Origin of the sequence: Xenorhabdus budapestensis, from assembly GCF_017743015.1 — a bacterium.
Taxonomy (GTDB): Bacteria; Pseudomonadota; Gammaproteobacteria; order Enterobacterales; family Enterobacteriaceae; genus Xenorhabdus; species Xenorhabdus budapestensis.
The window spans coordinates 1,697,561-1,722,218 of record NZ_CP072455.1 but is presented as its reverse complement, the minus strand read 5'-3'; the positions used below and the strand labels follow the sequence as shown (position 1 = coordinate 1,722,218).

General features: G+C 43.5%; 24 protein-coding genes. 9 read left to right on the top strand and 15 right to left on the bottom strand.

Going from position 1 to position 24,658, the window contains the following annotated elements; all coding sequences use genetic code 11:
• Nucleotides 1–3: 3 nt before the first annotated feature.
• The 7 genes from pgaB to HGO23_RS07835 all read left to right on the top strand — a co-directional run bounded on the left by pgaB (nucleotide 4) and on the right by HGO23_RS07835 (nucleotide 7,653).
• On the top strand, nucleotides 4–2,040 hold the full coding sequence (gene pgaB, locus HGO23_RS07865; RefSeq protein ID WP_209028483.1) for a poly-beta-1,6-N-acetyl-D-glucosamine N-deacetylase PgaB: 2,037 nt from the start codon (nucleotides 4–6) through the stop codon (nucleotides 2,038–2,040).
• Nucleotides 2,033–3,358, top strand: coding sequence for a poly-beta-1,6-N-acetyl-D-glucosamine synthase (gene pgaC, locus HGO23_RS07860; RefSeq protein ID WP_099135727.1), 1,326 nt, complete (start codon nucleotides 2,033–2,035; stop codon nucleotides 3,356–3,358). Before pgaB ends, pgaC begins: the two co-directional genes overlap by 8 nt.
• A complete protein-coding gene (gene pgaD / locus HGO23_RS07855; RefSeq protein ID WP_209028482.1) occupies nucleotides 3,358–3,789 on the top strand; it encodes a poly-beta-1,6-N-acetyl-D-glucosamine biosynthesis protein PgaD in 432 nt (143 codons plus the stop codon). Before pgaC ends, pgaD begins: the two co-directional genes overlap by 1 nt.
• A 303-nt stretch (nucleotides 3,790–4,092) precedes the next feature.
• Nucleotides 4,093–4,557: a regulatory sequestration protein YfiR gene (yfiR, locus tag HGO23_RS07850; protein ID WP_244967927.1), complete on the top strand. Its 465-nt coding sequence runs from the start codon at nucleotides 4,093–4,095 to the stop codon at nucleotides 4,555–4,557.
• Between the two features lie 4 nt (nucleotides 4,558–4,561).
• Nucleotides 4,562–5,824, top strand: coding sequence for a diguanylate cyclase DgcN/YfiN (dgcN, locus tag HGO23_RS07845; protein WP_099135730.1), 1,263 nt, complete (start codon nucleotides 4,562–4,564; stop codon nucleotides 5,822–5,824).
• Entirely contained in the window at nucleotides 5,821–6,306 is a 486-nt protein-coding gene (gene yfiB, locus HGO23_RS07840) for an outer membrane lipoprotein YfiB (RefSeq protein WP_099135731.1), read from the top strand. The genes dgcN and yfiB overlap by 4 nt, the downstream gene beginning before the upstream one ends.
• A gap of 339 nt (nucleotides 6,307–6,645) precedes the next feature.
• Nucleotides 6,646–7,653: an EAL domain-containing protein gene (locus HGO23_RS07835; RefSeq protein ID WP_244967926.1), complete on the top strand. Its 1,008-nt coding sequence runs from the start codon at nucleotides 6,646–6,648 to the stop codon at nucleotides 7,651–7,653.
• Nucleotides 7,654–7,675: 22 nt separating this feature from the next.
• Here HGO23_RS07835 and HGO23_RS07830 read toward each other — a convergent pair whose 3' ends face one another.
• The 7 genes from HGO23_RS07830 to HGO23_RS07800 form a co-directional block, all read right to left on the bottom strand.
• Nucleotides 7,676–7,984: a helix-turn-helix domain-containing protein gene (locus HGO23_RS07830; protein ID WP_244967925.1), complete on the bottom strand. Its 309-nt coding sequence runs from the start codon at nucleotides 7,982–7,984 to the stop codon at nucleotides 7,676–7,678.
• Between the two features lie 61 nt (nucleotides 7,985–8,045).
• A complete protein-coding gene (locus HGO23_RS07825) occupies nucleotides 8,046–8,498 on the bottom strand; it encodes a hypothetical protein (RefSeq protein WP_209028481.1) in 453 nt (150 codons plus the stop codon).
• Nucleotides 8,499–8,549: 51 nt separating this feature from the next.
• The gene (locus HGO23_RS07820; RefSeq protein ID WP_244967950.1) at nucleotides 8,550–8,669 is read right to left on the bottom strand and encodes a CPCC family cysteine-rich protein; all 120 of its coding nucleotides are present in this window, start codon (nucleotides 8,667–8,669) and stop codon (nucleotides 8,550–8,552) included.
• An 83-nt stretch (nucleotides 8,670–8,752) separates the two neighbouring features.
• Entirely contained in the window at nucleotides 8,753–10,009 is a 1,257-nt protein-coding gene (locus HGO23_RS07815; protein ID WP_099135734.1) for a PTS ascorbate transporter subunit IIC, read from the bottom strand.
• A gap of 12 nt (nucleotides 10,010–10,021) precedes the next feature.
• Nucleotides 10,022–10,309 (bottom strand): PTS sugar transporter subunit IIB, encoded by a 288-nt coding sequence (locus HGO23_RS07810; RefSeq protein WP_209028480.1) that lies wholly within the window; start codon nucleotides 10,307–10,309, stop codon nucleotides 10,022–10,024.
• Between the two features lie 29 nt (nucleotides 10,310–10,338).
• A complete protein-coding gene (locus tag HGO23_RS07805) occupies nucleotides 10,339–10,782 on the bottom strand; it encodes a PTS sugar transporter subunit IIA (protein WP_099135736.1) in 444 nt (147 codons plus the stop codon).
• A 256-nt stretch (nucleotides 10,783–11,038) separates the two neighbouring features.
• Nucleotides 11,039–13,033, bottom strand: a complete 1,995-nt coding sequence (locus HGO23_RS07800) for a BCCT family transporter (RefSeq protein ID WP_099135737.1) — start codon at nucleotides 13,031–13,033, stop codon at nucleotides 11,039–11,041.
• Nucleotides 13,034–13,391: 358 nt separating this feature from the next.
• Here HGO23_RS07800 and HGO23_RS07795 point away from each other — a divergent pair, with 358 nt between their 5' ends.
• The gene (locus HGO23_RS07795) at nucleotides 13,392–14,162 is read left to right on the top strand and encodes an SDR family oxidoreductase (RefSeq protein WP_209028479.1); all 771 of its coding nucleotides are present in this window, start codon (nucleotides 13,392–13,394) and stop codon (nucleotides 14,160–14,162) included.
• Nucleotides 14,163–14,241: 79 nt separating this feature from the next.
• Nucleotides 14,242–14,412, top strand: a complete 171-nt coding sequence (locus HGO23_RS07790; protein ID WP_169923050.1) for a hypothetical protein — start codon at nucleotides 14,242–14,244, stop codon at nucleotides 14,410–14,412.
• A gap of 253 nt (nucleotides 14,413–14,665) precedes the next feature.
• Here HGO23_RS07790 and nuoN read toward each other — a convergent pair whose 3' ends face one another.
• From nuoN to nuoG, 8 genes are read right to left on the bottom strand one after another with little or no spacing between them, the layout of a single operon-like run.
• On the bottom strand, nucleotides 14,666–16,123 hold the full coding sequence (gene nuoN / locus HGO23_RS07785) for an NADH-quinone oxidoreductase subunit NuoN (RefSeq protein ID WP_099135739.1): 1,458 nt from the start codon (nucleotides 16,121–16,123) through the stop codon (nucleotides 14,666–14,668).
• Nucleotides 16,124–16,129: 6 nt separating this feature from the next.
• Nucleotides 16,130–17,650 (bottom strand): NADH-quinone oxidoreductase subunit M, encoded by a 1,521-nt coding sequence (gene nuoM / locus HGO23_RS07780; RefSeq protein ID WP_099135740.1) that lies wholly within the window; start codon nucleotides 17,648–17,650, stop codon nucleotides 16,130–16,132.
• A gap of 19 nt (nucleotides 17,651–17,669) precedes the next feature.
• Nucleotides 17,670–19,535 carry an NADH-quinone oxidoreductase subunit L gene (nuoL, locus tag HGO23_RS07775; protein WP_099135741.1) on the bottom strand — a complete coding sequence of 622 codons (1,866 nt, stop codon included), beginning with the start codon at nucleotides 19,533–19,535 and terminating at the stop codon, nucleotides 17,670–17,672.
• Nucleotides 19,532–19,834 (bottom strand): NADH-quinone oxidoreductase subunit NuoK, encoded by a 303-nt coding sequence (nuoK, locus tag HGO23_RS07770; protein ID WP_099135742.1) that lies wholly within the window; start codon nucleotides 19,832–19,834, stop codon nucleotides 19,532–19,534. Before nuoK ends, nuoL begins: the two co-directional genes overlap by 4 nt.
• Complete coding sequence (nuoJ, locus tag HGO23_RS07765) at nucleotides 19,831–20,361, bottom strand: NADH-quinone oxidoreductase subunit J (RefSeq protein WP_099135743.1); 531 nt, start codon at nucleotides 20,359–20,361, stop codon at nucleotides 19,831–19,833. Before nuoJ ends, nuoK begins: the two co-directional genes overlap by 4 nt.
• Before the next feature lie 12 nt (nucleotides 20,362–20,373).
• On the bottom strand, nucleotides 20,374–20,916 hold the full coding sequence (gene nuoI, locus HGO23_RS07760) for an NADH-quinone oxidoreductase subunit NuoI (protein ID WP_047682329.1): 543 nt from the start codon (nucleotides 20,914–20,916) through the stop codon (nucleotides 20,374–20,376).
• A gap of 15 nt (nucleotides 20,917–20,931) precedes the next feature.
• Complete coding sequence (nuoH, locus tag HGO23_RS07755) at nucleotides 20,932–21,909, bottom strand: NADH-quinone oxidoreductase subunit NuoH (protein ID WP_099135744.1); 978 nt, start codon at nucleotides 21,907–21,909, stop codon at nucleotides 20,932–20,934.
• Complete coding sequence (nuoG, locus tag HGO23_RS07750; protein WP_099135770.1) at nucleotides 21,909–24,632, bottom strand: NADH-quinone oxidoreductase subunit NuoG; 2,724 nt, start codon at nucleotides 24,630–24,632, stop codon at nucleotides 21,909–21,911. The genes nuoH and nuoG overlap by 1 nt, the downstream gene beginning before the upstream one ends.
• Between the last annotated feature and the right edge of the window lie 26 nt (nucleotides 24,633–24,658).

Genomic DNA, 24,658 nt, shown 5'->3' with positions numbered 1-24,658 from the left:
TTTATGACTTTCAACGTAATTCGCTATTGGTTAATGATTTCAGCCTTGCTGGTTAGCCTGTTTATTCCGCAACTTAGCATAATGGCCTACGCTGAAAAACCAGAGTTCGTCCCACCAACAGAGCGCCCTTTGTCCATGAATGAGCGCCCCTGGCCCCGTAATGGTTTCGTCGTACTGGCTTACCATGATGTTGAAGACGACGGAGCCGATCAACGATTTATGTCAGTTCGTACCAGTGCGCTGAACGAACAATTTGCCTGGTTGCGCGCAAATGGCTATCAACCTATTACCGTTGATCAGATCCTCGCTGCCAATCAGGGAGGAACTCCATTACCCTCAAAAGCTGTGCTACTCACTTTTGATGACGGTTACAGCAGCTTCTATCACCGTGTTTTTCCCTTGCTGAAAGCCTATAACTGGCCTGCAATTCTGGCACCAGTCGGCGTTTGGATTGACGTTCCCGCAGGAAAACCGGTGAATTTTGGTGGCTTAAAGGTATCACGGGAGCGCTTTACGACCTGGGAACAAATTGCAGAGATGTCCCGTTCTGGTTTGGTGGAGATTGCTTCTCATACCTATCAACACCACTATGGTGCTATCGGTAATCCACAAGGAAATACCGAGCCTGCCGCCGCTATCCGGATCTATGATCCCAAAACAGGTAAATATGAAAGTGACCAGAAATTCCGCCAACGCATGGAACAGGATATCGCTACAATCACCCAGCGAATCGTTTCTGCCACAGGCAAAAAACCACGCGTCTGGGTCTGGCCTTACGGCATTGATAGCGGTGTTACTCTGGATATTGCCAAACGTCATGGCTACAAAATGGCACTGACACTCGGCAATGGGCTGGCCAAGGCAGAAAACTTAAATAACATCCCGCGAATATTGCTCACTAATAACCCAACGTTAAAAGAGTTCGCTGAGCAGGTTATTCAGGTTCAGAATAAACGCATCCTACGTATTGCCCATATTGATCTGGATTATTTGTATGATACTAACCCTATTCAGCAGGCGCGTAATCTCGATCAGCTAGTACAACGTATTGCTGATCTCCGTGTTAATGCTGTTTTTCTGCAAGCATTTGCCGATCCTAAAGGCGATGGCAATATCCATGAGCTTTATTTCCCTAACCGCTGGTTACCGATGCGGGCAGATTTATTTAACCGGGTTTCCTGGCAACTACACAGCCGGTTGAATATTGATGTTTATGCGTGGATGCCAGTTCTGGCATTTGAATTAGAACCTTCACTACCCCGCGTAACGAACTATAACGAAAATAACGGCGAGTTATCCGTGAGTAAAACACAATATCGTCGTTTATCCCCTTATAACCCGGAAAACCGCCGGAGGATTAAAGAGATTTATCAGGATTTAGCTGCCCATTCCATATTCCAGGGTGTGCTGTATCACGATGATGCTGTTATGTCAGACTTTGAAGATGCCAGCCCGGATGCAATTAAAGTTTATCAACAGGCTGGTTTTCCGGCATCTGTTGCCGAAATTCGTCAGGATCCGAAACAGTTTGCCCGCTGGAGCCGTTTCAAGAGCCAATATCTGACTGAGTTCACCCAAGAATTGACTCAAACCGTTAAATCAGTCCGTGGTTATCAGGTAAAAACGGCACGTAATATTTTCGCCCTGCCTATTCTGGAGGCGGATAGTGAAGAGTGGTTTGCTCAAAATCTGGATGATTTTCTGGCCCATTATGATTGGGTTGCCCCAATGGCAATGCCATTAATGGAAAAAATACCGCTATCAGAAAGTAATCAGTGGCTATCCCGTTTAGTGAAAGCTGTCGCTCAACGCCCGGAAGCGCTGGATAAAACGGTTTTTGAACTTCAGGCTGTTGACTGGCGAAAACCATTGAATAAAAGAGCAATATCAGGCGAACAAATGGCTGAATGGATGCGTCAATTACAACTGAATGGCGCACAAAATTTTGGTTACTACCCTGATGACTTTCTTAATAATCAACCGGAAATGAACAAAATCCGTCCTGTTCTTTCTTCAGAATGGTATCCACTTAATGATTGATCGTATTCTTGCTTTTATTGTGCTCTGCATTGTATTGAGCATTCCGATCGGTATCGCCATCACCTTTACAGGTGAGGTTATGCTGCACTTTGTGTTTTTCTGGCCATTATTCATGTCTGCTATCTGGATCTCAGGAGGAATTTATTTCTGGTTCTACCGTGAAAGACACTGGAGAAAAAACGATGTCCCTCCCCACCTGGAAGGTAAACCTCTGATATCTATTTTGATCCCTTGCTATAACGAAGGGCCAAATGTGCGCGAAACATTACAAGCAGCATTAACCCAGCGTTATCCTCACATTGAAGTGATTGCAATCAATGATGGTTCAACTGACAGCACGGCCTATGAACTTGATGAGATGGCCAAACAGCATAGTGCCTTGAAAGTAATACACTTAGAACAAAATCAGGGGAAAGCTACAGCGCTTCAGGCAGGAGCTGCCGCTGCCAACAGTGATTATCTGGTCTGTATTGACGGCGATGCTCTGCTAGATCGCGACGCAGCCGTTTGGATGGTAAAACCCATGATCGATCACCCTCGTGTTGGTGCAGTCACAGGCAACCCCCGTGTCCGTACCCGCTCCACCTTGATTGGACGAATTCAAGTGGGTGAATTTTCTTCTATCATTGGCCTAATCAAGCGGACCCAACGGGTTTATGGTCAGGTATTTACCGTTTCTGGAGTTGTTGCCGCCTTCAACCGTCGTGCCCTCGCTGATGTCGGCTATTGGAGCAATGATATGATTACCGAAGATATTGACGTCAGCTGGAAGCTACAATTACACCACTGGTCTATCTTCTTCGAGCCTCGCGCCATCTGTTGGATCCTGATGCCCGAAACTCTCCGGGGGCTATGGAAACAGAGGCTACGCTGGGCACAGGGTGGAGCTGAAGTCTTCCTCAAAAATCTGCGTAAACTCTGGTCATGGGAATATCGTCGCATGTGGGTATTATTTATGGAATTCTGCTGTTCCGTAATCTGGTCATTTACCTTTGCCCTCTCAATTACTTTGTTTTTCCTCGGCATGTTTATCACATTACCCGAAAATATCCGCGTCTATACCCTTTTCCCGCCTGGGTATACAGGGTTGGTATTAGCCGTAACCTGCCTGATCCAATTTATTATCAGTCTGGTCATTGAGCGACGTTATGAGAAACACGTTGCATCATCACTTTTCTGGGTGATTTGGTATCCAGTAGTGTACTGGATGCTGAACCTGTTCACTACACTCGTATCTTTCCCCAAAGTCATGCTTAAAGTACGCCAGAAACGTGCCCGTTGGGAAAGCCCTGATCGTGGAATAGAGAGAATAGAATAATGAAAGATCCGTTGATATTTACAGAACAGAGATTATTACCTCGTCTTATTGATATTATACTCACCATTATAGCCTGGGTTGGATTTACCTATTTATTCATTGTGGGGCTATTTAATTCGTCCCATCATGGCCCCAAACCTGTTACATTTGTATTTACCTCAGAAGTAAGTTCAATTGTGCTTTATATTATCATCGCTATATTTAATGCACTCCTGTTGATCGGGTGGGCGAGATACAATCAAGTCCGCTTTCGTATAGAACGCCGCCGCCATCGACCTGCATTAAATAATGAAGAAGTGGCAAAGAGTTTTTCTATAGAACAAAAATTAATAAACAGACTAAATCAAGGCAAAGTTTCCAGTATCACTTATAACGACCATGGACATATAATAGGAATAACTGAAAAATTAAATCAATTATCTAGCAAATAATTAGCAAGGAAATTAAATCCTCCTATCGCTTAAATATTTTGCAACCTATCTCAGCCAATGCTACTTGTGTCTGGTAATTAATAACACTTGCAAAAACATCATTATGAGATAGGTTCTAATTGAGGATATATTCCATCAATAATTTTGTTATCTGGATTAAATGAAAGGCAAATACTGGAACTTGTTATGTGCTTGATTGAATGGACTCATTGTATTGTTAGACGTTACGTTTCCAAAGTATTTCTACGGGTACTAACGATTTTCAGCTTAACCATTGTGATATGTAATTCAATAGTAACAGCCATGCCTGATGCTAAAGAAAAAATAAAACTCAATGAAAACGTTGTACGTGTCGTTTCTGGTATTATCAGTTATACACACTGGCCAGCCACACGTTCAACGCTACATTTGTGTCTGGTAGCACCATCTAATTACATTGATGTCTTAGCCAACATCAATATGCTCACTGACGATACAAAATTACAAGTAGAAATTCTGAACTTTAACGCAGAAAAATTATTAGAGAAATGTGATATTGTTTACTATGGTCAAATTGACCCCATACTTCAACATCAAGTGATTAGTCAAAAAAATGGCAAACCACTTCTCACAATTGCTGAACAGAATCAACATTGTGAAATCGGTAGTGCATTTTGTCTTAATATTGACAGTACACAAACAACTTTTAACCTTAATCTCGATATTTTGACACGCAGTGGTGTACGCGTAAATCCAAATGTCCTGCAATTGGCTCGCAAGGCGGAATAACTGTATGAAAAAGCGTTATTCACTAATGCCATCACGCCCAACCTTACGTCAAGCTGTTCATCGTATTCATTTGATTATTACTTTTGTCACATTATCCGTTGTCGGCCTATTTCTTTCATTACTGGCGCTAATTGCCATGCAGAAATATGCCGAAAATAACTTAAAGCAGACCTCATCAACAATAGCCCATACCGTTCAGGCTGCGGTTGTATTTAATGATAAGACAGCCGCGAACGAAATATTGGAAATGATTGCGGTTCATAATAATTTTACAGAAGCGAAAATTTTCAATGCCAAAAATCAAATTCTGGCTAGCTGGCAAGCCAATCAAACAACCCGAACCGGTAATTTCAAGAAACTAGTCGAATATTGGATTTTCCCTGAACCGGTCACTTTTCCCATATATCACCATCAACAACAGGTGGGTTCGGTTTGGTTAATCGGCAATAGTGAACACATCATCAAATTCATCTATCAAGCCTTATTGGTACTATTCGTTTGTTTACTGATTAGCGCCATACTTTCACTCTATCTTTCCCTGCGTATGCACGATGGTATTGTCAGGACATTACAAAACATTGCTAGTGTTGCCCATGATGTCCGGCAACGACGTGCTTTTTCACAGCGTGTTCCTTCCTCCAAAATTGCAGAGCTACATGAGTTAAGTCAGGTTTTTAATCATCTGCTTGAAGAATTGGAAGAGTGGCAACACCATTTACAAACTGAAAAAGCAGCATTGGCATGGCAGGCTCAACATGACTCCCTTACAGGATTACCCAATAGATCCACTTTTGAACGCGTATTATCGGCTGTGATGAATGATAAATTCATGCGTGAAAGCGCAGTGATCTTATTTATTGATGGCAACCGGCTGAAATATGTCAATGACGTCTATGGACATGCAGCAGGCGATCACGTCCTGATCACAATAGCTGATACCTTAAAAATGAAAGTACGAAAAACTGATACTGTCGCTCGTCTTGGTGGCGATGAGTTCGCTATTTTATTACCTTCAGCCAATTTGGAAGATGCAGAAAGAATCGCAAAAAACATTATCCACGCCATGGACACCCCAATTCAGCTCCCCAGCGGTCAACACCTGCGTATCACACTCAGTATTGGTATCGCTCTGTCAAATGGTGATTTAACAGCAGAACAACTACTCTCTGAAGCTGATGCTGCCATGTATCACATCAAACAACGAGGTGGTGGCTGGTACTCCGTTGATACCACAAAAATAAACTACTTATCCAGGAATTCATCATGATAAAAAACCGTGTTTTTATATTTGTGATTGCATTTATTACCCCTCTTCTCCTGAGTGCCTGCCAGAATAAAGGGAACCTAACGGCAGAACAGATCACAATCCTTAAACAGCAGGGATTTCATCAGACCGATGAAGGATGGCTGTTTGGCATGTCAGAAAAAGTGCTGTTCGGTAATAATCAATATCATTTACGTCCTGAAGGTGAAGCAAAGCTGAAAGAATTGGCTGCGACTTTATCCAAAGTCAGCATTCATCACGCACGCCTGGATGGTCATACAGACAATTATGGTGAATTAAACTATAACAACCAGCTCTCACTAAAACGGGCTAACACTGTTGCGGATGCTTTGACACGTGGAGGAATGCAAAGATCCAACCTGAAAACCCGTGGTTTGGGGCCAAGCCAACCTATTGCAGATAACCGCAGCTCAAAAGGCCGGGCAGAAAACCGTCGTGTAGCGATTGTGATTACTGCACAGTAAATAACTCATATACCTTATGGATTTCAAGATGCAGCCAACAATGCGACGACTTGAAAAACAACGAATATAAATAAAGTAAGGAATAATCTGATAAAAGATTGGCATTAATCAATAAAATAATTTAATTATTTCGCCAAGGATGGCAATAATAATCGATTTATTCTAATTACCACCATCGATTACGTAATTTATTAGCCGATCCCCGCCATACAGCTATATATATTTCCTGTATTCAATATCTTCCTGTAAGATAACCGACGTTGTTTTTTCAAACAGAAAACCATTTTTCATAAACAACAAGCTCACAGAATTTTACAAAATTAGACGGTAGGTCTACTGTTGGGTAATGGGCTTTATCAAAAAGGAGAAATGATGGGGCTGGATTTTAAATCATACCGAATGTTATATCGGGTATTTGTGGTATTATTCGTCGTCATCACCTTAAGTGTTGGTAATATATTATGGAAAGTATTTTCCAATTATCAGAATAATATCAAACCTGATATGGAACTGGTAGGAGTTTTGCCTTCATTGGCAATACTCATGCTCTTATCCGCCATCTTTTTATATCAATACACTAAAACTGTTATTGTTCCAACATATCAATTAAAAAAATCCATTAAAAATAAACAATTTATCCCTTATATACAGCCTATTATTTGTAGCAAAAGTAACACCATCATCGGGTGTGAGATCCTTGTACGCTGGCAACATCCAATACAAGGGTTATTGACGCCAAAAGATTTTATCGCGCAAATTGAGAAATCAGATCTGATTGTTCCTTTAACACGTAACTTAATCACGCAAGTACGGGATTTCTTCACTCCGCTTACCCATCAGCTACCTAAGAACTTTCATTTTAGCTTCAATATCAGCGCAAAACATTATAAAGAAGCCAGTTTATTAGATGATTGTCGTGATTTTCTGCGGGCATTCCCTGAGGATTCTGTCCGGTTGATATTAGAAATTACAGAAAGAGAATTACTGGAGCCAGATGAGTACTCAATTAAACTATTTAATAAATTAAATGAATTAGGTGTATTAATCGCTTTAGATGATTTCGGCACAGGTTATTCAAACCACACATATTTACAAAAATTTAATGTTAATATGGTGAAAATAGGTCATAACTTTGTCAGTAAAATGAATACAGATATGATTTCTAAGCATATTGTTGAAAATATCATTGACTTAGCATTGCGACTAAATTTAGAAATTGTGGCAGAAGGCATTGAAAACCAAAAACAGGTGAATCAACTAAGAAGCTATTCCGTAAATTATTTGCAGGGGTATTACTTTGATTGTCCTGTGTCGCTGGAAGAATTTGTTAATAAATGGTTGAAGTAAATAATACAACTATTCTTAAGTCTTAAGTATTTTTAAGCACCTCGGCAATTGTCATTAGTTCTTGCACACGCTCTTTAGTTAACTCATGGAGTGAAGATAGCTCACCAATCACTTCCATTAACATTAAAAACTGTTGCAGGGAAATGTTACCTGTACGCTCAAATTTCCTGATTGTGCTATATGGCACACCAGAACGTTTGGATAACATTTCAACGGTGATTTTTTGTTGTTTACGCTGCTGCTTGATAAAATCTTTTAATTCATGCTGCACATCAAAAGCTGTGTAGAATGAAAGCAGGATAACCTCTTTTGTCACTATAATAGCAACCATATGGAAAATATCGTACTAAATTGTCATAATAGTCACACATTAATCCAAACCGAATTTTTTATCACACCTTTCTTGCTATTACCCTTTTTCCATGCTCATTTATCACAATTGGTAATCTATGTGAAAATATATACCCATCATGTTGAAATTCAATTAAAGATTTCGTTGAAGGCGAGATAAAGAAAGTATCACCATTAAAAAAACATTCTGAATTTTTATTTAAATAACTATTAACAAATAGTTCAATATGATTGATATCCATGAAATAAACTTCGTCTTTTATATAAGAGTGATCAGTTATTATAAATACATCATTTGCAAGATATTTTTTGAAGTGAGTATGTTCTAATATTTCAGCATCACCCCGATTTTCCCAATCATCTATTTTTTCCAAGAACTCAAATCTATCTTCTTGTGAAAACCCTATATAACTTAATAATATTAATTCGCCACCAATGGCAGGTTGTAACATTCGATCGGCCTTATCCATAGTATATTTTTTATAGTTTTCCATTCGTCCAACCTTTATTCCATATTGTTTAATATCAATTAACAATACATAAAATTATTCTACCCTTCCACCTCGTTTAAAGGCATTTTTGGCTTTATTTAAACTCATAGAATTAGCACCTCTGGTAAGATCAGGATTTGCGGATTGAACAGGATCATCTTCCCAATTACAAATATCGCAAATAAATATTCACCAAGTGAGTCTAAAACTCTATTTTAGCAGCATGGACAAGGGTATTTTGATTCAAAGTTAAAAAATTAACGAACAATCATCCCCAATAAAATTCCTATTACGCTAAAATCTGCATCACTGAATGTGGTATTGGCAATACCAATACTTCCCAGAACAGGCAACAGGAATACGGGCAGGAATGTAATCAATAACCCTTGAGCAAACGCTCCAAGGATAGCCCCTCGTCTTCCTCCCATTGCATTGCCGAAAACACCCGCGGTTGCACCAACAAAAAAATGAGGGACAACACCGGGAATAATCACAGTCATGTTCAGCAAGTAGAGAATAAACATACCAACAACACCGGCAATAAAGCTACTCAGGAAGCCAATCAGGACGGCATTTGGTGCATAGGGAAAGACCACCGGACAATCCAGTGCAGGCTTGGCATTCGGTACTAATTTGTCAGAAATGCCCTTAAATGCAGGCACGATCTCAGCAATCACCATTCTAACGCCTTGCAAAATGATATAAACACCTGCTGCAAATGTGATTGATTGCATCAGTGAATACATAACCCTGTTTTTTCCACCGCTGACTTGTCGGACTAATTCCTGATCAGCAAATAAGCAGGTGATAATAAAAATAATCGCCATAGTTAAAGCGATGGCGACAGAAGTATCGCGCAGAAATAATAAACTTTTGGGCACGTTCATCTCTTCCGTAGAATGTGCTTTATTACCCAATTTACTGCCAACAAACCCCGCCAAGACGTAAGAGAGTGTCGAAAAATGACCAAGTGCCACATCATCAGAGCCTGTCACTTTTTTCATATAAGGATGAGCAATCGCTGGAAAAAATACCATTGAAATACCAACAACAATTGAACCGATCACAACCAGCATCGTGCCATTTATTCCTGCTACAGAAAGAATAACCGCCACCATCATCGACATAAATAAAGTGTGATGTCCGGTCAAGAATATGAATTTCCATGGTGTAAAACGGGCAATTAGAATGTTAATCACCATAGCAAAGAACATAATCATCGCCATCTCTTTGCCAAAGCTTTTCTGCGCTATCGATACGATAGCTTCATTATTTGGTACAACCCCCTGAATACCAAAAGTATCTTGAAAGATAGTTGCAAATCCACCTAATGAAGTAACTATCAGGCCCGCTCCTGCACCTAAGATAACGAATCCGAGTATAGTTTTTACTGTTCCTTTGATGCACTCCGTCACCGGCTGTTTCTGCATTACCAAACCAATTAATGAAATTAGCCCGACTAAAATCGCAGGCTCTGCCAGTACGTCGTTCATCAAAAAGCGGAAGAAATCCATATTTTTCTCCAATTATAATCTGCCGAGTTCTTGCAATACCGCAGATAAACGCACTTTCATTGCAGATTTATCCAACATATTTTCCAATACAATGATTTTTCCAGCTATCTGCTGTTTAATCAGTTGTTCTGCAATATCTTTTGTAGCAATGAAAATATCGCTCTTAATTCCTTTTGCTGAACCTAAATCTGTATGTTCAACACTGGCTACAACGCCTAATTCCTGCAAAATATTTTTAATACTTATCTCCATTATCAGGCTGGTCCCTAAACCATGACCACAAACAACTGTAATTTTCATCTTATTTTCCTGTTAAATAAAAATATTAGTTAATATCCTTGAACAATAGAAAAAATCTCGTCTTGGTTTTTAGCCTGCATTAATTGATTGATTTTTGGCTGATCATCAAATAATCCTGCAAGTTCAGCGATCACTTCTATATGGCTATCACTGCTTGTTGTAGCAAATACGAACAGTAACTTGACCGGATCATTTTCCACAGAGCCAAACATGACCCCCTGTTTTATAAATGTCAGGCTCAGGGCAAGACGATTAGCTCCTTGCTCCGGTCTCGCATGAGGGATCGCGAGACCTGAACCAATCACGTAGTAAGGGCCGAATGTTTCATGGGAATGATAAATAGCCTCGACATAACTCGGTTGGATCGCACCATTATTAATAAGCGGCTGACAGGCGACTTCAATGGCCTCTTTCCAATCTTTAACTCCAGGAATCCATTGAATAACATTACGATTCAGTAGGGTTTTTAACATTGAATTCTCCTGATTTAACGTGTTTCCACCAACAATACATCTATAAAATGCTTTCAAAAGTTCGTCACTGAGTAAAAGCATAGTCACTGCAAATCAAACATACCGATGGAAAAAGAGAAAAAGCACAATAATACGGGGTAAGTCACATTACAGACTGAGATGAAGAGATACACATTTATATAAAATTATGCGCATAAAAAAATCCCTGGATTGTTAAATCCAGGGATTGGCAGTTTCTGTTAACAGGCCATATTGGTTAACGAACCAAATGCAAAAAGTGAATGTGCTTTTCATATTGATCCAAAATATCGTGGATAATCTGTTCCTGAGTCCATCCCATCAGATCGTAATCCTGTCCACCCTCTTTAAGATAAACTTCAGCACGATAATATTTTTGTTCCTCACTTCTTTCATCATCTTCCAGACCTACAATAGCAAATGCTGGTTGAATATAACCTCGCAGACGAACTTCATAGACAAAGTTAAGATTTTCGCCAAAATCCACTTCCAGATGAATTCGGTCGTCCATCTCATCATTGATGACAACAACTTTATTCTGCTTTGCCAATTCTCCAGCCACCATACTCATTGCCTGCTGGATAACTTCGCTCATAAAGCGTTTTACCTGCGAACTTTTAGGGTAATAAACGATATTTCTTAATCTTCGCTGCCACGGGATCGGGTTACGGCTGGCCGGAGGCGCTATTGTGGTCATCTGCTGACTGTCTTTCTTATAAGCGTCAATCCGTAATGCCTTAAGCAAACCATATATCGATATCAACAAAATTATCGAGAAAGGAAGCGCACTGGCGATCGTTACTGTTTGCAAAGCAGATAAGCCTCCTGCAATCAATAAAGCAATGGCAACCGCTCCCATCAAACCTGCCCAGAAGATCCGCTGCCAGATAGGTGTATGATGAGCGCCACCAGAAGCCAGTGTATCAACCACCATGGCACCAGAATCAGCAGAAGTGACAAAGAACATCACGACCATGATCATTGCAATGAACGACAAAACGGCAGGCAGTGGAAAATGTTCCAGAAAATTAAACAGTGCCAGAGAAACATCTGTCTGTACGATGTTGGCTAATTCTTTATCTCCCTGATTGGCAATCATGTTAATCGCACTATTACCAAATGCCGTCATCCACATCAGAGTAAAACCACTGGGTACGAACAAAACACCAGTTACAAATTCCCTGATTGTCCGGCCCCGGGAAACTCTGGCAATAAACATACCAACGAATGGAGACCAGGATAACCACCATCCCCAATACAGTAATGTCCATCCCCCTAACCAATTACTAGATTTAGGTTCATAGGCATACAGGTTAAATGTTTTGCTGACTATTTCCGAAAGATAGCCACCTGTATTTTCCACGAATGACTTCAATAGCAGCACCGTTGGCCCCAAAGCAACAACCAGAATCAACAATAAAAATGCCAGCCCTAAATTCAATTCAGATAGAACGCGGATACCTTTATCTAAACCAGAAATAACCGAAATGGTTGCCAGAGCGGTGATTGCAATGATCAATACAACCTGCACCGTCCCATTGATAGGCAAATCGAATAGATGGTTAAGACCAGCATTCACTTGAAGAACGCCGTAGCCCAAAGATGTGGCTACGCCAAATACTGTACCAATAACCGCAAAGATATCGACTGCATGACCAATCGGCCCATGAATTTTATCACCAATAATCGGGTACAGCGCAGAGCGCAGTGTTAAAGGCAAACCATGCCGATAGCTAAAAAATGCCAGAATCAAAGCCACAATGGCATAAATTGCCCAGGCGTGAAGCCCCCAATGAAAAAAAGTTAACTTCATAGCCTGTTTAGCCGCAGCAATGCTTTCAGGTGTGCCCACCGGTGGTGACAGATAGTGCATGACAGGCTCAGCCACACCAAAGAACATCAATCCAATACCCATCCCCGCAGAAAAAAGCATAGCAAACCAGGAAAAATAACTGAAATCAGGTTCAGCATGGTCAGGGCCAAGCTTTATATTGCCGTATCTGGATAAACCCAGATAGGTAACTGAAAGTAAAATCAACGCAACGGCGAGGATATAAAACCAACTAGCATTAACAAACAAATCTTGCTGCAAAGATTTAAACCATCTATCGGCAAGCTCCGGTTTCAAACCAGCAAATGCGACCAGTGCAATGATCAAAAATGCCGAGAAGAAAAAGACTGGTGGATTAATGTAAGTTTTCGTCTTTACCTGTCCAGTATTATCTTGACTCATACTCATCCTTCAAAATTAGTGTCCGACACTCTCTCCTATATCATTCCAAAATAATATTTTGCCGAATTTTCAATAAAATAAATATAACCCCAATTAAGGGTTACCCATCCCGCAGATATTTTGTGTTCATAACTTACTCAGTCTACGTTCATGATCACCTTAACATAAAAATCAGAGCAACTGTACTCATAGAGAGGTATACAATCAGTATTATTAACAAATAAGCAACATAAATTGTTAATTTATTAACAATAAAAAACATTAACCTCATTTTTCCGTGTAATTTATTAATAGCATATGACCAATAGTACAATCATCTCTCACTCAGGTTAATAACTGACGTAAGGAAGTTAACACTATGTTAAATAAATTAAATAAGTTAGATGGATTAACAGGTAAACGAGTTGTGGTAACAGGCGGAGGCCGTGATTTTGGGCAGGCTATTTCTGTCTGGTTAGCACGGGAAGGTGCGCATGTTGACCTCTGTGCTCGTCAATTGGAAAGTGCTGAAGCGACTCGAGAAATTATTCAGGGTGAAGGTGGGATTGCAAGGAGTTATCAATGTGATATCAGTGACGCACAATCAGTTCGTAACTTTGCCAATCAATTACTACAAGACAGTAAACCTATCGATATTCTAATACTGAGTGCAGCCCAATGGCTGGAAGGCAATCTGAGTGATGATGACAGTGATGAAGATATTATCAGCACGATGAATTCCGGTGCGACGGGTTCCATGCTATTGACCAAAATGTTATTACCAAGCCTGCGTAAGTCTCAAGGAGCCGATATTATTGCGATGGTGTCAGTCTGCGGCATTCCAAACTTTATCCGCTCTGTCGCTCATCCGGTATTTTTTGCTGCCAAACATGCGATGAGTGGCTTTTGCCAGACTATTTCCCATCAATTGAGCAAAGACAATATTCGCGTAACCGGAATCTATCCCCCTGATTTTGAAGTTAATGGTTTTGATGAAGATCTAGATGATCACAAAACAATGGGTAAACAAGTACTGAACGGGCGCTCAGTCTGGGAATCCATACGATTTGTTCTGACTCAACCTCGCAGTTGCCATATTAGTGCAATTTATTTTCAGGGCCCAACTTTTGAGGATATGAAACAGCTATAGTCACTCTGAATAGCCTATGGCTCTATAATTAGCAAAATCATTGCAACCATCACCAGAAATAATGGAGGGAATACAACGAATGACCAATCAAATCAATGCAATTGCAAATTCACCAGAGGTTCAACAACTGGAAAGGAAGGCTTGTGATGCGATTCACTATATAAATTCCAACTCTGAGGCTTTTAAAAAGGCTTTGTCGCATACCCAAGCAAAACATGCAGATATTATTAAGGCACTGGAAGATAAATAATAGATATTCGATTTCTTTCGACAGAGGAAGTTATTGAAATCCAGAGATCAACCCTTCCCAATAGTGGCGAACCTGATGTGAACAAGCTTGAAGGGGCTTTTTGAGGATTTTATCTAATTACCGGAATGATCTTCTGGAGGATACTATCACTGACTATAGTCCATAATTTTGAACAAGTTAATTGCAAGCCAATAAACTCAAAAAGCCCCGTCAATCACGATCGGGGCTTTTATAATGTTGGTTTATATTATCCTTACATAACACTTTTCGCCTGTTGGACAATATCAATCAATGGCTGTGGCCAAACACCAAGGAGCAATACCAGTAACGCGGTGAGCAGCACAACAATACCGCCGGAGGTTAACGCCCAGTTTCTTGGCGTATCGCGGTTCAGTGTTTTCGGTGCTGGCAGGTATAAACTCACCATCACACGCAGGTAGTAATAAAGGCCAATCGCACTTCCCACTACCACTGCTCCGGTCAGCCACCACAATCTGGCCTCAACACCTGTTGCAATAACATAGAATTTACCGATGAAACCGAATGTCAACGGTATTCCCGCCAGTGACAACATCATGATCGTCATAACAGCCGACAGAATTGGTTTATGCCAGAACAAGCCACGATAGGAGAATAGTGATTCAGCATCAGGGCCTCTGTACGGGCTGGACATCAGGCTGACTACACCAAATGCACCAATACTGGCAAGCAGATAGCCCGCCAGATAAAGACCCGCGGTCTCTTCTGCCAGGGTATGGTCTTTAATGGCGATTAATACCACCAGCAAATAACCCAGATGTGCAATAGATGAATAACCGAGCAGTCGTTTGATATTGCTCTGCGTCAATGCCAACAAGTTACCAAACAGGATAGAGGCGATTGCAATCACAGTTAACACAGTGCGCAGAGTCTCGCTGTCGGTCACTGGTGCTTCAATAAACAGACGCATTACCACGGCAAAGATAGCGACTTTACTTGCCGTTGCCAGAAAGGTCGATACTGGTGCCGGCGCGCCCTGATAAACATCAGGTGTCCAAAGCTGGAAAGGAACGAGGGAAAGCTTGAAACCCAGCCCCACAATCATCATCCCCAATCCAGCCAGAACCAGTGGTTCATGAAGTTTACTGTCACTCAGGCTTCTGCCCAGTGATGCAAAGGACAGATCACCTGATTCAGCATACAGCAGTGCAATACCGAATAACAGGAACGAGGATGCCGCCGCAGACAGCAGCATATATTTGATACTCGCTTCCAGTGAACGGTTTTGGCGGAATGCGTAACCGATCAAGCCAAACAGTGGCAGAGTAATCAGCTCAATACCGATAAACAGCGATGCCATGTGGTTAGCAGAAGAAAGCAAAACTCCTCCGACAGCCGCAATCAACACCAGCAGATAAAACTCTTCTTTGTTATCGGGATAATTTTCCAACCATGAGTAGGCGAATGTCGTCGTTGCGAGGCTCGCAATCAGCACCAGTGCAGTATAGAACATTGCAAAACGATCCACATGGATCAGTGGCGTGACATCCATCGGCTCCTGCAATCCAACAAAATAGAGAGAAAGCAGGGCTAGGTTTAAACCAATTACCGTCAAGGTAACATTGGTGAAATGATCGCGTCGCCATGCAATGGACAGCATCACAACCACCACCGTCAATCCGACGATCAATAGCGGCAACAGTGCGATCAATTGTTCAGAAGTTATTGTCATGGCGAATTACGGCCCTGTAGTTAAAAGTGAAGCTGAATACCAATTCTGGATGTTGCTCATCGCCGCAGCCGAGGTATCAAGGATTGGTTGCGGGTAAACACCAAGAATAACTAGCAAGACAACCAGCAGCAGCAAAATAGAAATCTCGCGCGCATCCATCCGTGGTAATGGTTCATCTGATTTCGGCGTTCCGTAATAAGCCTTCTGCATCAGGTATAAGGCGTACACGGAAGCAAAAACTAAACCAAACACGGATACGGTAGTAACTAAAGTGAATTTACTGAAGCTGCCGAACAGGATCATGAATTCACCAACAAAGTTACCGGTTCCCGGCATACCCAATGTCGCCACAGCGAAGAACAGAGATATCGCTGGCAACAATTGAATTCTTCCCCACAGACCACCCATCTGACGCATATCACGGGTATGCAGACGCTCATATATCTGCCCACACAGGATGAATAGCCCCGCGGCGGACAAACCATGTGCAATCATCTGGATCACTGCCCCCTGATAAGCCAATTGGCTGCCAGTATAAATAGCAATCAGGACAAAACCCATGTGTGAAACACTGGTATAGGCAATCAGACGTTTAATATCGGTCTGGCTGAAAGCCATCCATGCTCCGTAGAATATGCCGAAAACACCCAGCCACATCGCAATCGGTGCAAATTCCGCAGAGGCTTGTGGAAACAATGGCAGACTGAAACGCAGCAGACCATATGCCGCCGTTTTCAGCAAGATCCCCGCGAGGTCAACAGAACCCGCAGTCGGAGCCTGACTATGAGCATCCGGTAACCACCCGTGCAAAGGCACAACCGGCATTTTCACGGCAAATGCGATAAAGAATCCCAACATCAACAGATATTGGACGGTATGCGACATCGGGGTATCCAGCAATTTTTCATAGTTGAATGACCATTCTCCGGTTGCATCGTGGTAGATGAAAGCCAATGCCAAAATCGAAATCAACATCACCAGACCACTGGCCTGAGTATAAATGAAGAATTTCGTCGCGGCCGTAATACGGGTTTTGCCTTGTGAACCTCTGTGCCCCCATAGTGCGATCAGGAAGTACATCGGCACCAGCATCACTTCCCAGAAGAAGAAGAACAGGAACAGGTCAATGGCAAGGAATACTCCCATCACACCGCCGAGGATCCACAATAGGTTAAGATGGAAGAAACCCTGATACGGTTGATTTTCATTCCACGAACAGAGGATTGCCATTAAACCCAACAGTGCAGTTAAGACCACCATCAACAATGACAGGCCATCCAGAGCCAAATGAATGGAAATGCCAAAACGTGGTATCCACGGCAACAGGAACTCTGATTGCCACTGTGGAATGCCTTGTGGGTTAGTCAGCGTATAGCCTCCCTGCAACCAGAGGTACAGAGAAAGCAGCAGAGTCAATCCCATCGCCAGAAGCGCTATCCAACGCGGCATACGGGTGCCGAAGCGCTCTGCCTGCCAACATAGCAGGCCTCCAATGAAGGGCAGAAGAATTAGCCAAGGTAATAGCATGGCGCAATGTGTCCCTTAATTAAATCAAAAGCAGCAGAGCTAAAACCAGCACTGCACCCAACCCCATAGAGGTAACGTACCAACGGATTTGTCCGTTCTCACTTAAACCAAGCCCTTTATTGCCCCAACGTGACAATACGGCAGGGATATTCATCAATGAATTCAAAGGATCATTCCGCAGCAGTTGTGTAATACCTTTGAATGGTTTTACAAATACCCAGTCATACAGAGCATCAAATCCCCAGGCATGGAACCACCATGTGGAGAAAAAACGCCCCAGAGCACTGTTTGCTGTCGCATTAACCAAACTACGTTTGCCAAGATACAAGGCTGCGGCCAGCAAAATGCCAAGCACGGCAACCACACCGGAAACAATTTCTAGTGTCATTTTGCCATCATGTCCTGCGATACTGTTTTCCGACGGCAGAACACCCGCTAAAGGAGGCACAATCTGCGCACCCACAAAAGTAGACAGCACTAACAGCACTGACAGTGGCAAGGTATGAGTAATTCCTTTAACTGCATGTGCCTTGGTATTTTCTTTCCCATGGAACACGATAAAGATCATGCGGAAGGTATACAGTGAGGTCATTAGTGCACCAATCAGCCCAGCAAGCATCAGATTCATGTGACCATTTGCCAGTGCACCCCACAGAATTTCATCTTTACTGTAGAAACCTGCTGTCAGCAAAGGCAGAGCAGATAACGCCGAGCCCCCCACCAGGAAGCAGAGATACACAAATGGAATACGTTTACTCAATCCCCCCATTTTGAAGATGTTCTGCTCATGGTGACAAGCCAGAATCACCGAACCAGAGGCAAGGAACAACAGTGCCTTGAAGAACGCATGGGTCATCAAATGGAAGATAGCCGCATCCCATGCCTGTACGCCCAATGCCAAAAACATATAACCAATCTGACTCATAGTGGAATAGGCAAGTACACGTTTGATATCAGTCTGAACCAGTGCTGCAAAGCCAGCCAACAGCAAGGTAACCGCACCAATAATGCCAACCAGATGCAAAATATCAGGTGCCATTAAGAACAGAACATGGCTGCGCGCAATCAGATAGACACCTGCGGTAACCATGGTAGCCGCATGGATCAAAGCAGAAACCGGTGTTGGGCCTGCCATCGCATCTGCCAACCATGTTTGCAATGGTAACTGAGCCGATTTACCCACAGCACCGCCCAAAATCATCAAGGTTGCCCATGTGATTGCAGTAGAGCCAGCTGCGATATGTTGTGGTGCCAGTACTGCCAGTTCGCGGAAACTCAACGTACCGAGCTGGTCGTAGAGGATAAACATTCCAATAGCGAGGAAGACGTCACCCACTCGTGTCACGATAAAAGCTTTCATCGCCGCAGCGCCATTGGCAGGTGTTTTATAGTAAAAACCGATCAACAGGTAACTACACAGCCCCACCCCTTCCCAACCGAGGTACATTAGCAGCATGTTATCCGCCAGAACCAAGACCACCATGCTGGCGATAAACAGGTTGGTATAGGCGAAGAAACGAGAGTAACCTTCTTCACCACGCATATACCATGAAGCATAAATGTGGATCAGGAAACCGACACCGGTTACTACACTCAACATGGTTAATGACAGCCCATCCAATACCAGATTGACTGGAATGCTGAAACTATCTACGCTCATCCAGTTCCACAATGTCTGGCTGTAAACAAACCCACCTGTTTCATTTTGAACCATGCTGTTTTGGGAAAGAAAGTCCATCCCGACCCAAAGTGTGACCAGTGCTGCCAGCCCGACAGAACCTATTCCAATGGTTGCTGATAGATTTTCAGACCAGCGGCCACGGGAGAATGCCAACAGCAAAAATCCCAACAGTGGCAATAGAATTGTTAAATAGAGTAAGTTCATCCGCGCATCTCACTGACTATATCAATATTCAGGTTCTGGCGACGACGGTACAACTGTAGTAACAGTGCCAGACCGATACTCGCCTCGGCTGCTGCCAAAGTAATGGCCAGAATGTACATCACCTGACCATCAGGCTGGAGCCAATAGCTACCAGCAACGACAAACGCCAGCGCTGAAGCATTGATCATGATTTCCAGACCTATCAGCATAAATAACAGATTGCGGCGGATAATCAGGCAAGTGAAGCCCAATACAAATAGAATAGCCGCCAGAATCAGACCATGTTCCAAAGGTATCATTGTTGGTCCTCCACACGATTGCTGAGCATTTCACCCTGGCGGCTTTCACGACCAACGTGGTAAGCCACTACAAGTCCGGCCAGTAATAGCAGGGATGCCAGTTCTACTGCCAGTACATAAGGCCCGAATAAGCTGATGCCCACTTCTTTGGCACTGACTACTTCACCACTAATTTCAGCCTCCGGCAGACTCTGGATGGCAAAGATCAAGACAATCAGTAATATGGTTGAAAGAATAGACGGGCCAATCCAGACTCTCGGTTTCAACCATCCCCTTTCTTGTTCAATAACAGATTTACCAAGGTTCAGCATCATCACGACAAAGACGAACAACACCATGATCGCCCCGGCATAAACGATGATTTCCAATGCACCGGCAAAGTAAGCACCCAGTGAAAAGAACACGACTGAAAGTGCCAGCAGGGAGATAACCAGGTACAGCAACGCATGTACTGGATTGGTATGCGTTATTACCCTGAGTGTTGCGAGGATGGCAACCAACCCTGCGATATAAAATGTGAATTCCATGAATATCGCTCCTTATGGCAACAGACTTTTAACGTCGATAGGTTTGGCTTCATTGTCGGCTTCACCTTTATCTTTGCCATCAATCGCCATACCTGTCTTACGGTAAAAGTTATAATCAGGGTATTTACCCGGCCCGGAAATCATCAGGTCTTCTTTCTCATACACCAGATCCTGACGTTTAAATTCACCCAACTCAAAATCCGGCGTCAATTGGATAGCGGTAGTCGGGCAGGCTTCTTCACACAATCCGCAGAAGATACAACGCGAGAAATTGACGCGGAAAAACTCAGGATACCAGCGGCCATCTTTATGTTCGGCTTTTTGCAGGGAGATACATCCCACCGGACACACTGCCGCACACAGGTTACAGGCGACACAACGCTCTTCACCGTCAGGATCACGCGTCAGAACGATGCGCCCACGGTAACGGGGTGGCACATAAACCGGTTCTTCGGGATACATTTTTGTTTCGCGTTTATGGAAGGCATGAAGCCCTATCATCCAAATACTGCGTACCTGGGTGGCAAAACCAACCAATAACTCTTTTAATGTCATGGTTCAATCACCCCTTTATTGAGCGTTGTATAAAATCACTGCGGCAGTCGCCAGCAGGTTGAGTAAAGTTAACGGCAAACAGATTTTCCAGCCGAATGACATCACCTGGTCATAACGCGGGCGCGGTAACGAAGCACGGATCAAGATGAACATCATCATGAAGAATGCTGTTTTCAGCGCAAACCAGACGAATGGAGGCAGAAAAGGCCCATGCCAGCCACCAAAGAACATTGTGACGATTAAAGCGGATACCGTCACGATACCGATATATTCCCCGACAAAGAACATACCGAACTTCATGCCGGAATATTCGATATGATAACCATCCGCCAGCTCTTGCTCTGCTTCCGGTTGGTCAAAGGGATGACGGTGACACACCGCAACACCAGCGATAGCAAAGGTCAAGAAACCAAAGAACTGGGGAATGATATTCCACAAATGTTGCTGTGAATTAACGATGTCCACCATGTTGAAAGAGCCAGCCTGGGCCACTACTCCCATCATGGACAGCCCGATGAACACTTCATAGCTCAGTGTCTGTGCTGATGCACGCATGGCTCCCAACAAGGAATATTTGTTATTACTTGACCAGCCAGCAAATAACACGGCGTAAACAGCCAGACCTGCCATCATCATGAAAAACAGGATACCGATGTTCAGATCTGCTGCCATCCACGTCGGACTTACCGGTACAATGGCAAAGGCCAGTAACAGGGAACAGAACCCGATGACAGGCGCCAAAGTAAAGATCATCCGATCAGAGAAACGTGGTGCCCAGTCCTCTTTGAAAAACATTTTTATCATGTCAGCAACAAGCTGCAGTGACCCGCCCCACCCTACACGGTTTGGTCCGTAGCGGTTCTGAAACAACCCAAGCAAACGACGTTCAGCAAAACTCATAAACGCCCCGCAGCCAACTACGACCAGCAAAATGACAACCGCTTTCAGGACAGAAATCAAAATCTCAATTAATTCGGGAGTAATCCAATTCATTATGCGACCTCCCGTAAGTTATTAACTGATTTACCTGCCAGAACGGGTGGAATGCCCGGCATTCCCAACGGCAGGCCAATCTGACCCTGAGCAAGATTGCCGCTTAAACGTACAGCTAAACATAATTGCTGCCCCGCACAATCAAATGCCATCATGGAACCTTCCTTCACATTCAGCTTTTCAGCATCCTGACGATTTATCATCACATATGGCTCAGGCATACGTTCCTGAATGACATCTGCCCGCTGAGACAATTCCTCACTACCGAACAGATGGAAATAAGGTGCGATGTACCATTCATTCTTCTGCGCAGTAAAAGCGGCCGGAATACTATCGAAGTAGTTCAATCCTCCATCAACCGTCTCAATCAGGCGTACTCCAGGATCACCGAAACGCAGTTTACCGCCCACTTCTGCCTGGAATTTATTCCATGCCTGTGGTGAGTTCCAACCCGGAGCCCATGCAAATGGAATTTGCTGACGTTCAGCAAATGGGTTGTTGTTACCTTCCATTGAGAAAGCAAATGCGGTGTCGATATCCTGTGGCTGACGCTGTTCATGAACACTGATATTGGCGAGCATCGCAGTACGACCACTGTAGCGATGAGGTGAACGAGCCAGTTTCTGACCACGGATACGGAATGTGGCATCCGGTGCTGCATTAACGATGCCTTTGAATTGCGGCATCTCTTTGACACACGCTTCAATTACATGGTCAAGCTGAGTCCAGTCCGTCTGGCGTTGTGTATAGGTAGTATACAAAGAGTGCATCCAGCGCCAACTTTCCAGCATGACAACAGATTTGTCATAGAATGCAGGCTCATACACCTGGAAGTAACGCTGAGCACGACCTTCCTGATTAACCAGAGTGCCGTCGCTTTCAGCGAAACTGGAAGCTGACAGGATCAAGTGTGCCTTATCCATAATAGCAGTGCGTTGATGATCAACAACAATCAGGTTTTTCAGACTATCCAGAGCATTATCAATTTTATCGGCCGGAGCATGGCGGTAGAGATCATTTTCCATCACAATAGCAGTATCTGAATCTCCTTTGGCAATGCGCTGCAAGGCTACATCCAGCGATTGTGCTTCCATCATCGCCAGACCAAGACTATTCGCATACGCTGCAACGTAGGAAAGACCGACATTAGCGCCATTATCTTTCAGCGCCCAGGCAATATTAGCGGCTGCCTGAATCAGGATATCACTGCCTGCATTGCTGCCACTGATAATCAATGGTTTTTTCGCTTCACGCAGGGCTTGAGCAACGAGTTCTACTTTCGCTTTTAGCTCATCCGACAAGTCGTTGACGGCAGGAGCTATCTTGTTCAGGGCATGTGCCACAGCAAAACCGAAGCGGGCTTGATCATCAACCGGCGCATGGTAATTCCATGCCGCGACGTCATCCAGCCGGGTATTATCGACGCTGGTTAAGAACAGAGGATATTTGGCATGTTGGCCGATATTCATTACAGCCGCAATTTGCCAGTCTGCCACTTTCTGAGCTGCTGCCATCTCACGTGCTTTGCCCTTGACTGCCTGACGTACTGACAATGCCATACGGGCTGCTGTTTGGGTCAGATCTTCACCCAGAACTAACACTGCGTCATAATCTTCAATTTCACGCAGAGATGGAGTATAAACACCACCTTGTTGCAGAATTTCCAGCATCATATCAAGACGATGTTGCTCTTCCGCTGAAATGCCACTGTAAAAATTCTCTGCACCAACCAATTCACGCAGTGCAAAATTACTTTCGATACTGGCACGTGGTGAACCGATACCAATAGCGTTTTTCGCCTGACGCAGAATATCCGCCCCACCCTGCATAACTTGCTCAGCATTTAGCGAGATCCATTGATCGCCGCGAAGCTGTTGTGGTTGGCGAGGACGATCTTTACGGTTGACATACCCGTAACCAAAACGACCGCGGTCACACATGAAATAGTGGTTAACCGTACCGTTATAACGGTTCTCGATCCGGCGCAATTCTCCGTAACGTTCCCCTGGACTGGTGTTACAACCAATACTGCACTGTTGACAAATACTTGGAGCAAACTGCATGTCCCATTTACGGTTATAACGCTCTGAGTGAGTTTTATCAGTGAAGACACCTGTCGGACAGATTTCAACCAGATTACCGGAAAATTCACTTTCCAGTGTGCCATCTTCGGGGCGACCAAAATAGACGTTGTCATGAGCACCATAAACGCCCAAATCCGTTCCATCCGCATAATCTTTGTAGTAGCGGACACAGCGGTAACAAGCGATACAACGGTTCATTTCATGAGCAATGAATGGCCCCAGTTCCTGATTTCTGTGAGTACGTTTGGTAAAACGATACTTACGGAACGAGTGTCCCGTCATCACTGTCATATCCTGCAAATGGCAGTTTCCGCCTTCTTCACAGACAGGACAGTCATGGGGATGATTAGTCATCAACCATTCCACGACACTTGCGCGGAACTGTTTTGCTTCTTCATCATCAATGGAGATATATGTGCCATCTGAAGCCGGTGTCATACAAGACATTACCAGACGACCACGTGTATCTTCTGCGTTTTGATATTGCTTAACCGCACACTGGCGGCAAGCGCCAACGCTTCCCAGCGCTGGATGCCAGCAAAAATAAGGTATATCAAGCCCCAATGAAAGGCAGGCTTGTAACAGGTTATCAGCCCCGTTTACATCATAATCTTTGCCGTCTACATGTATCGTAGCCATAGTCAGCATGCTTCCCAATGGCCTGC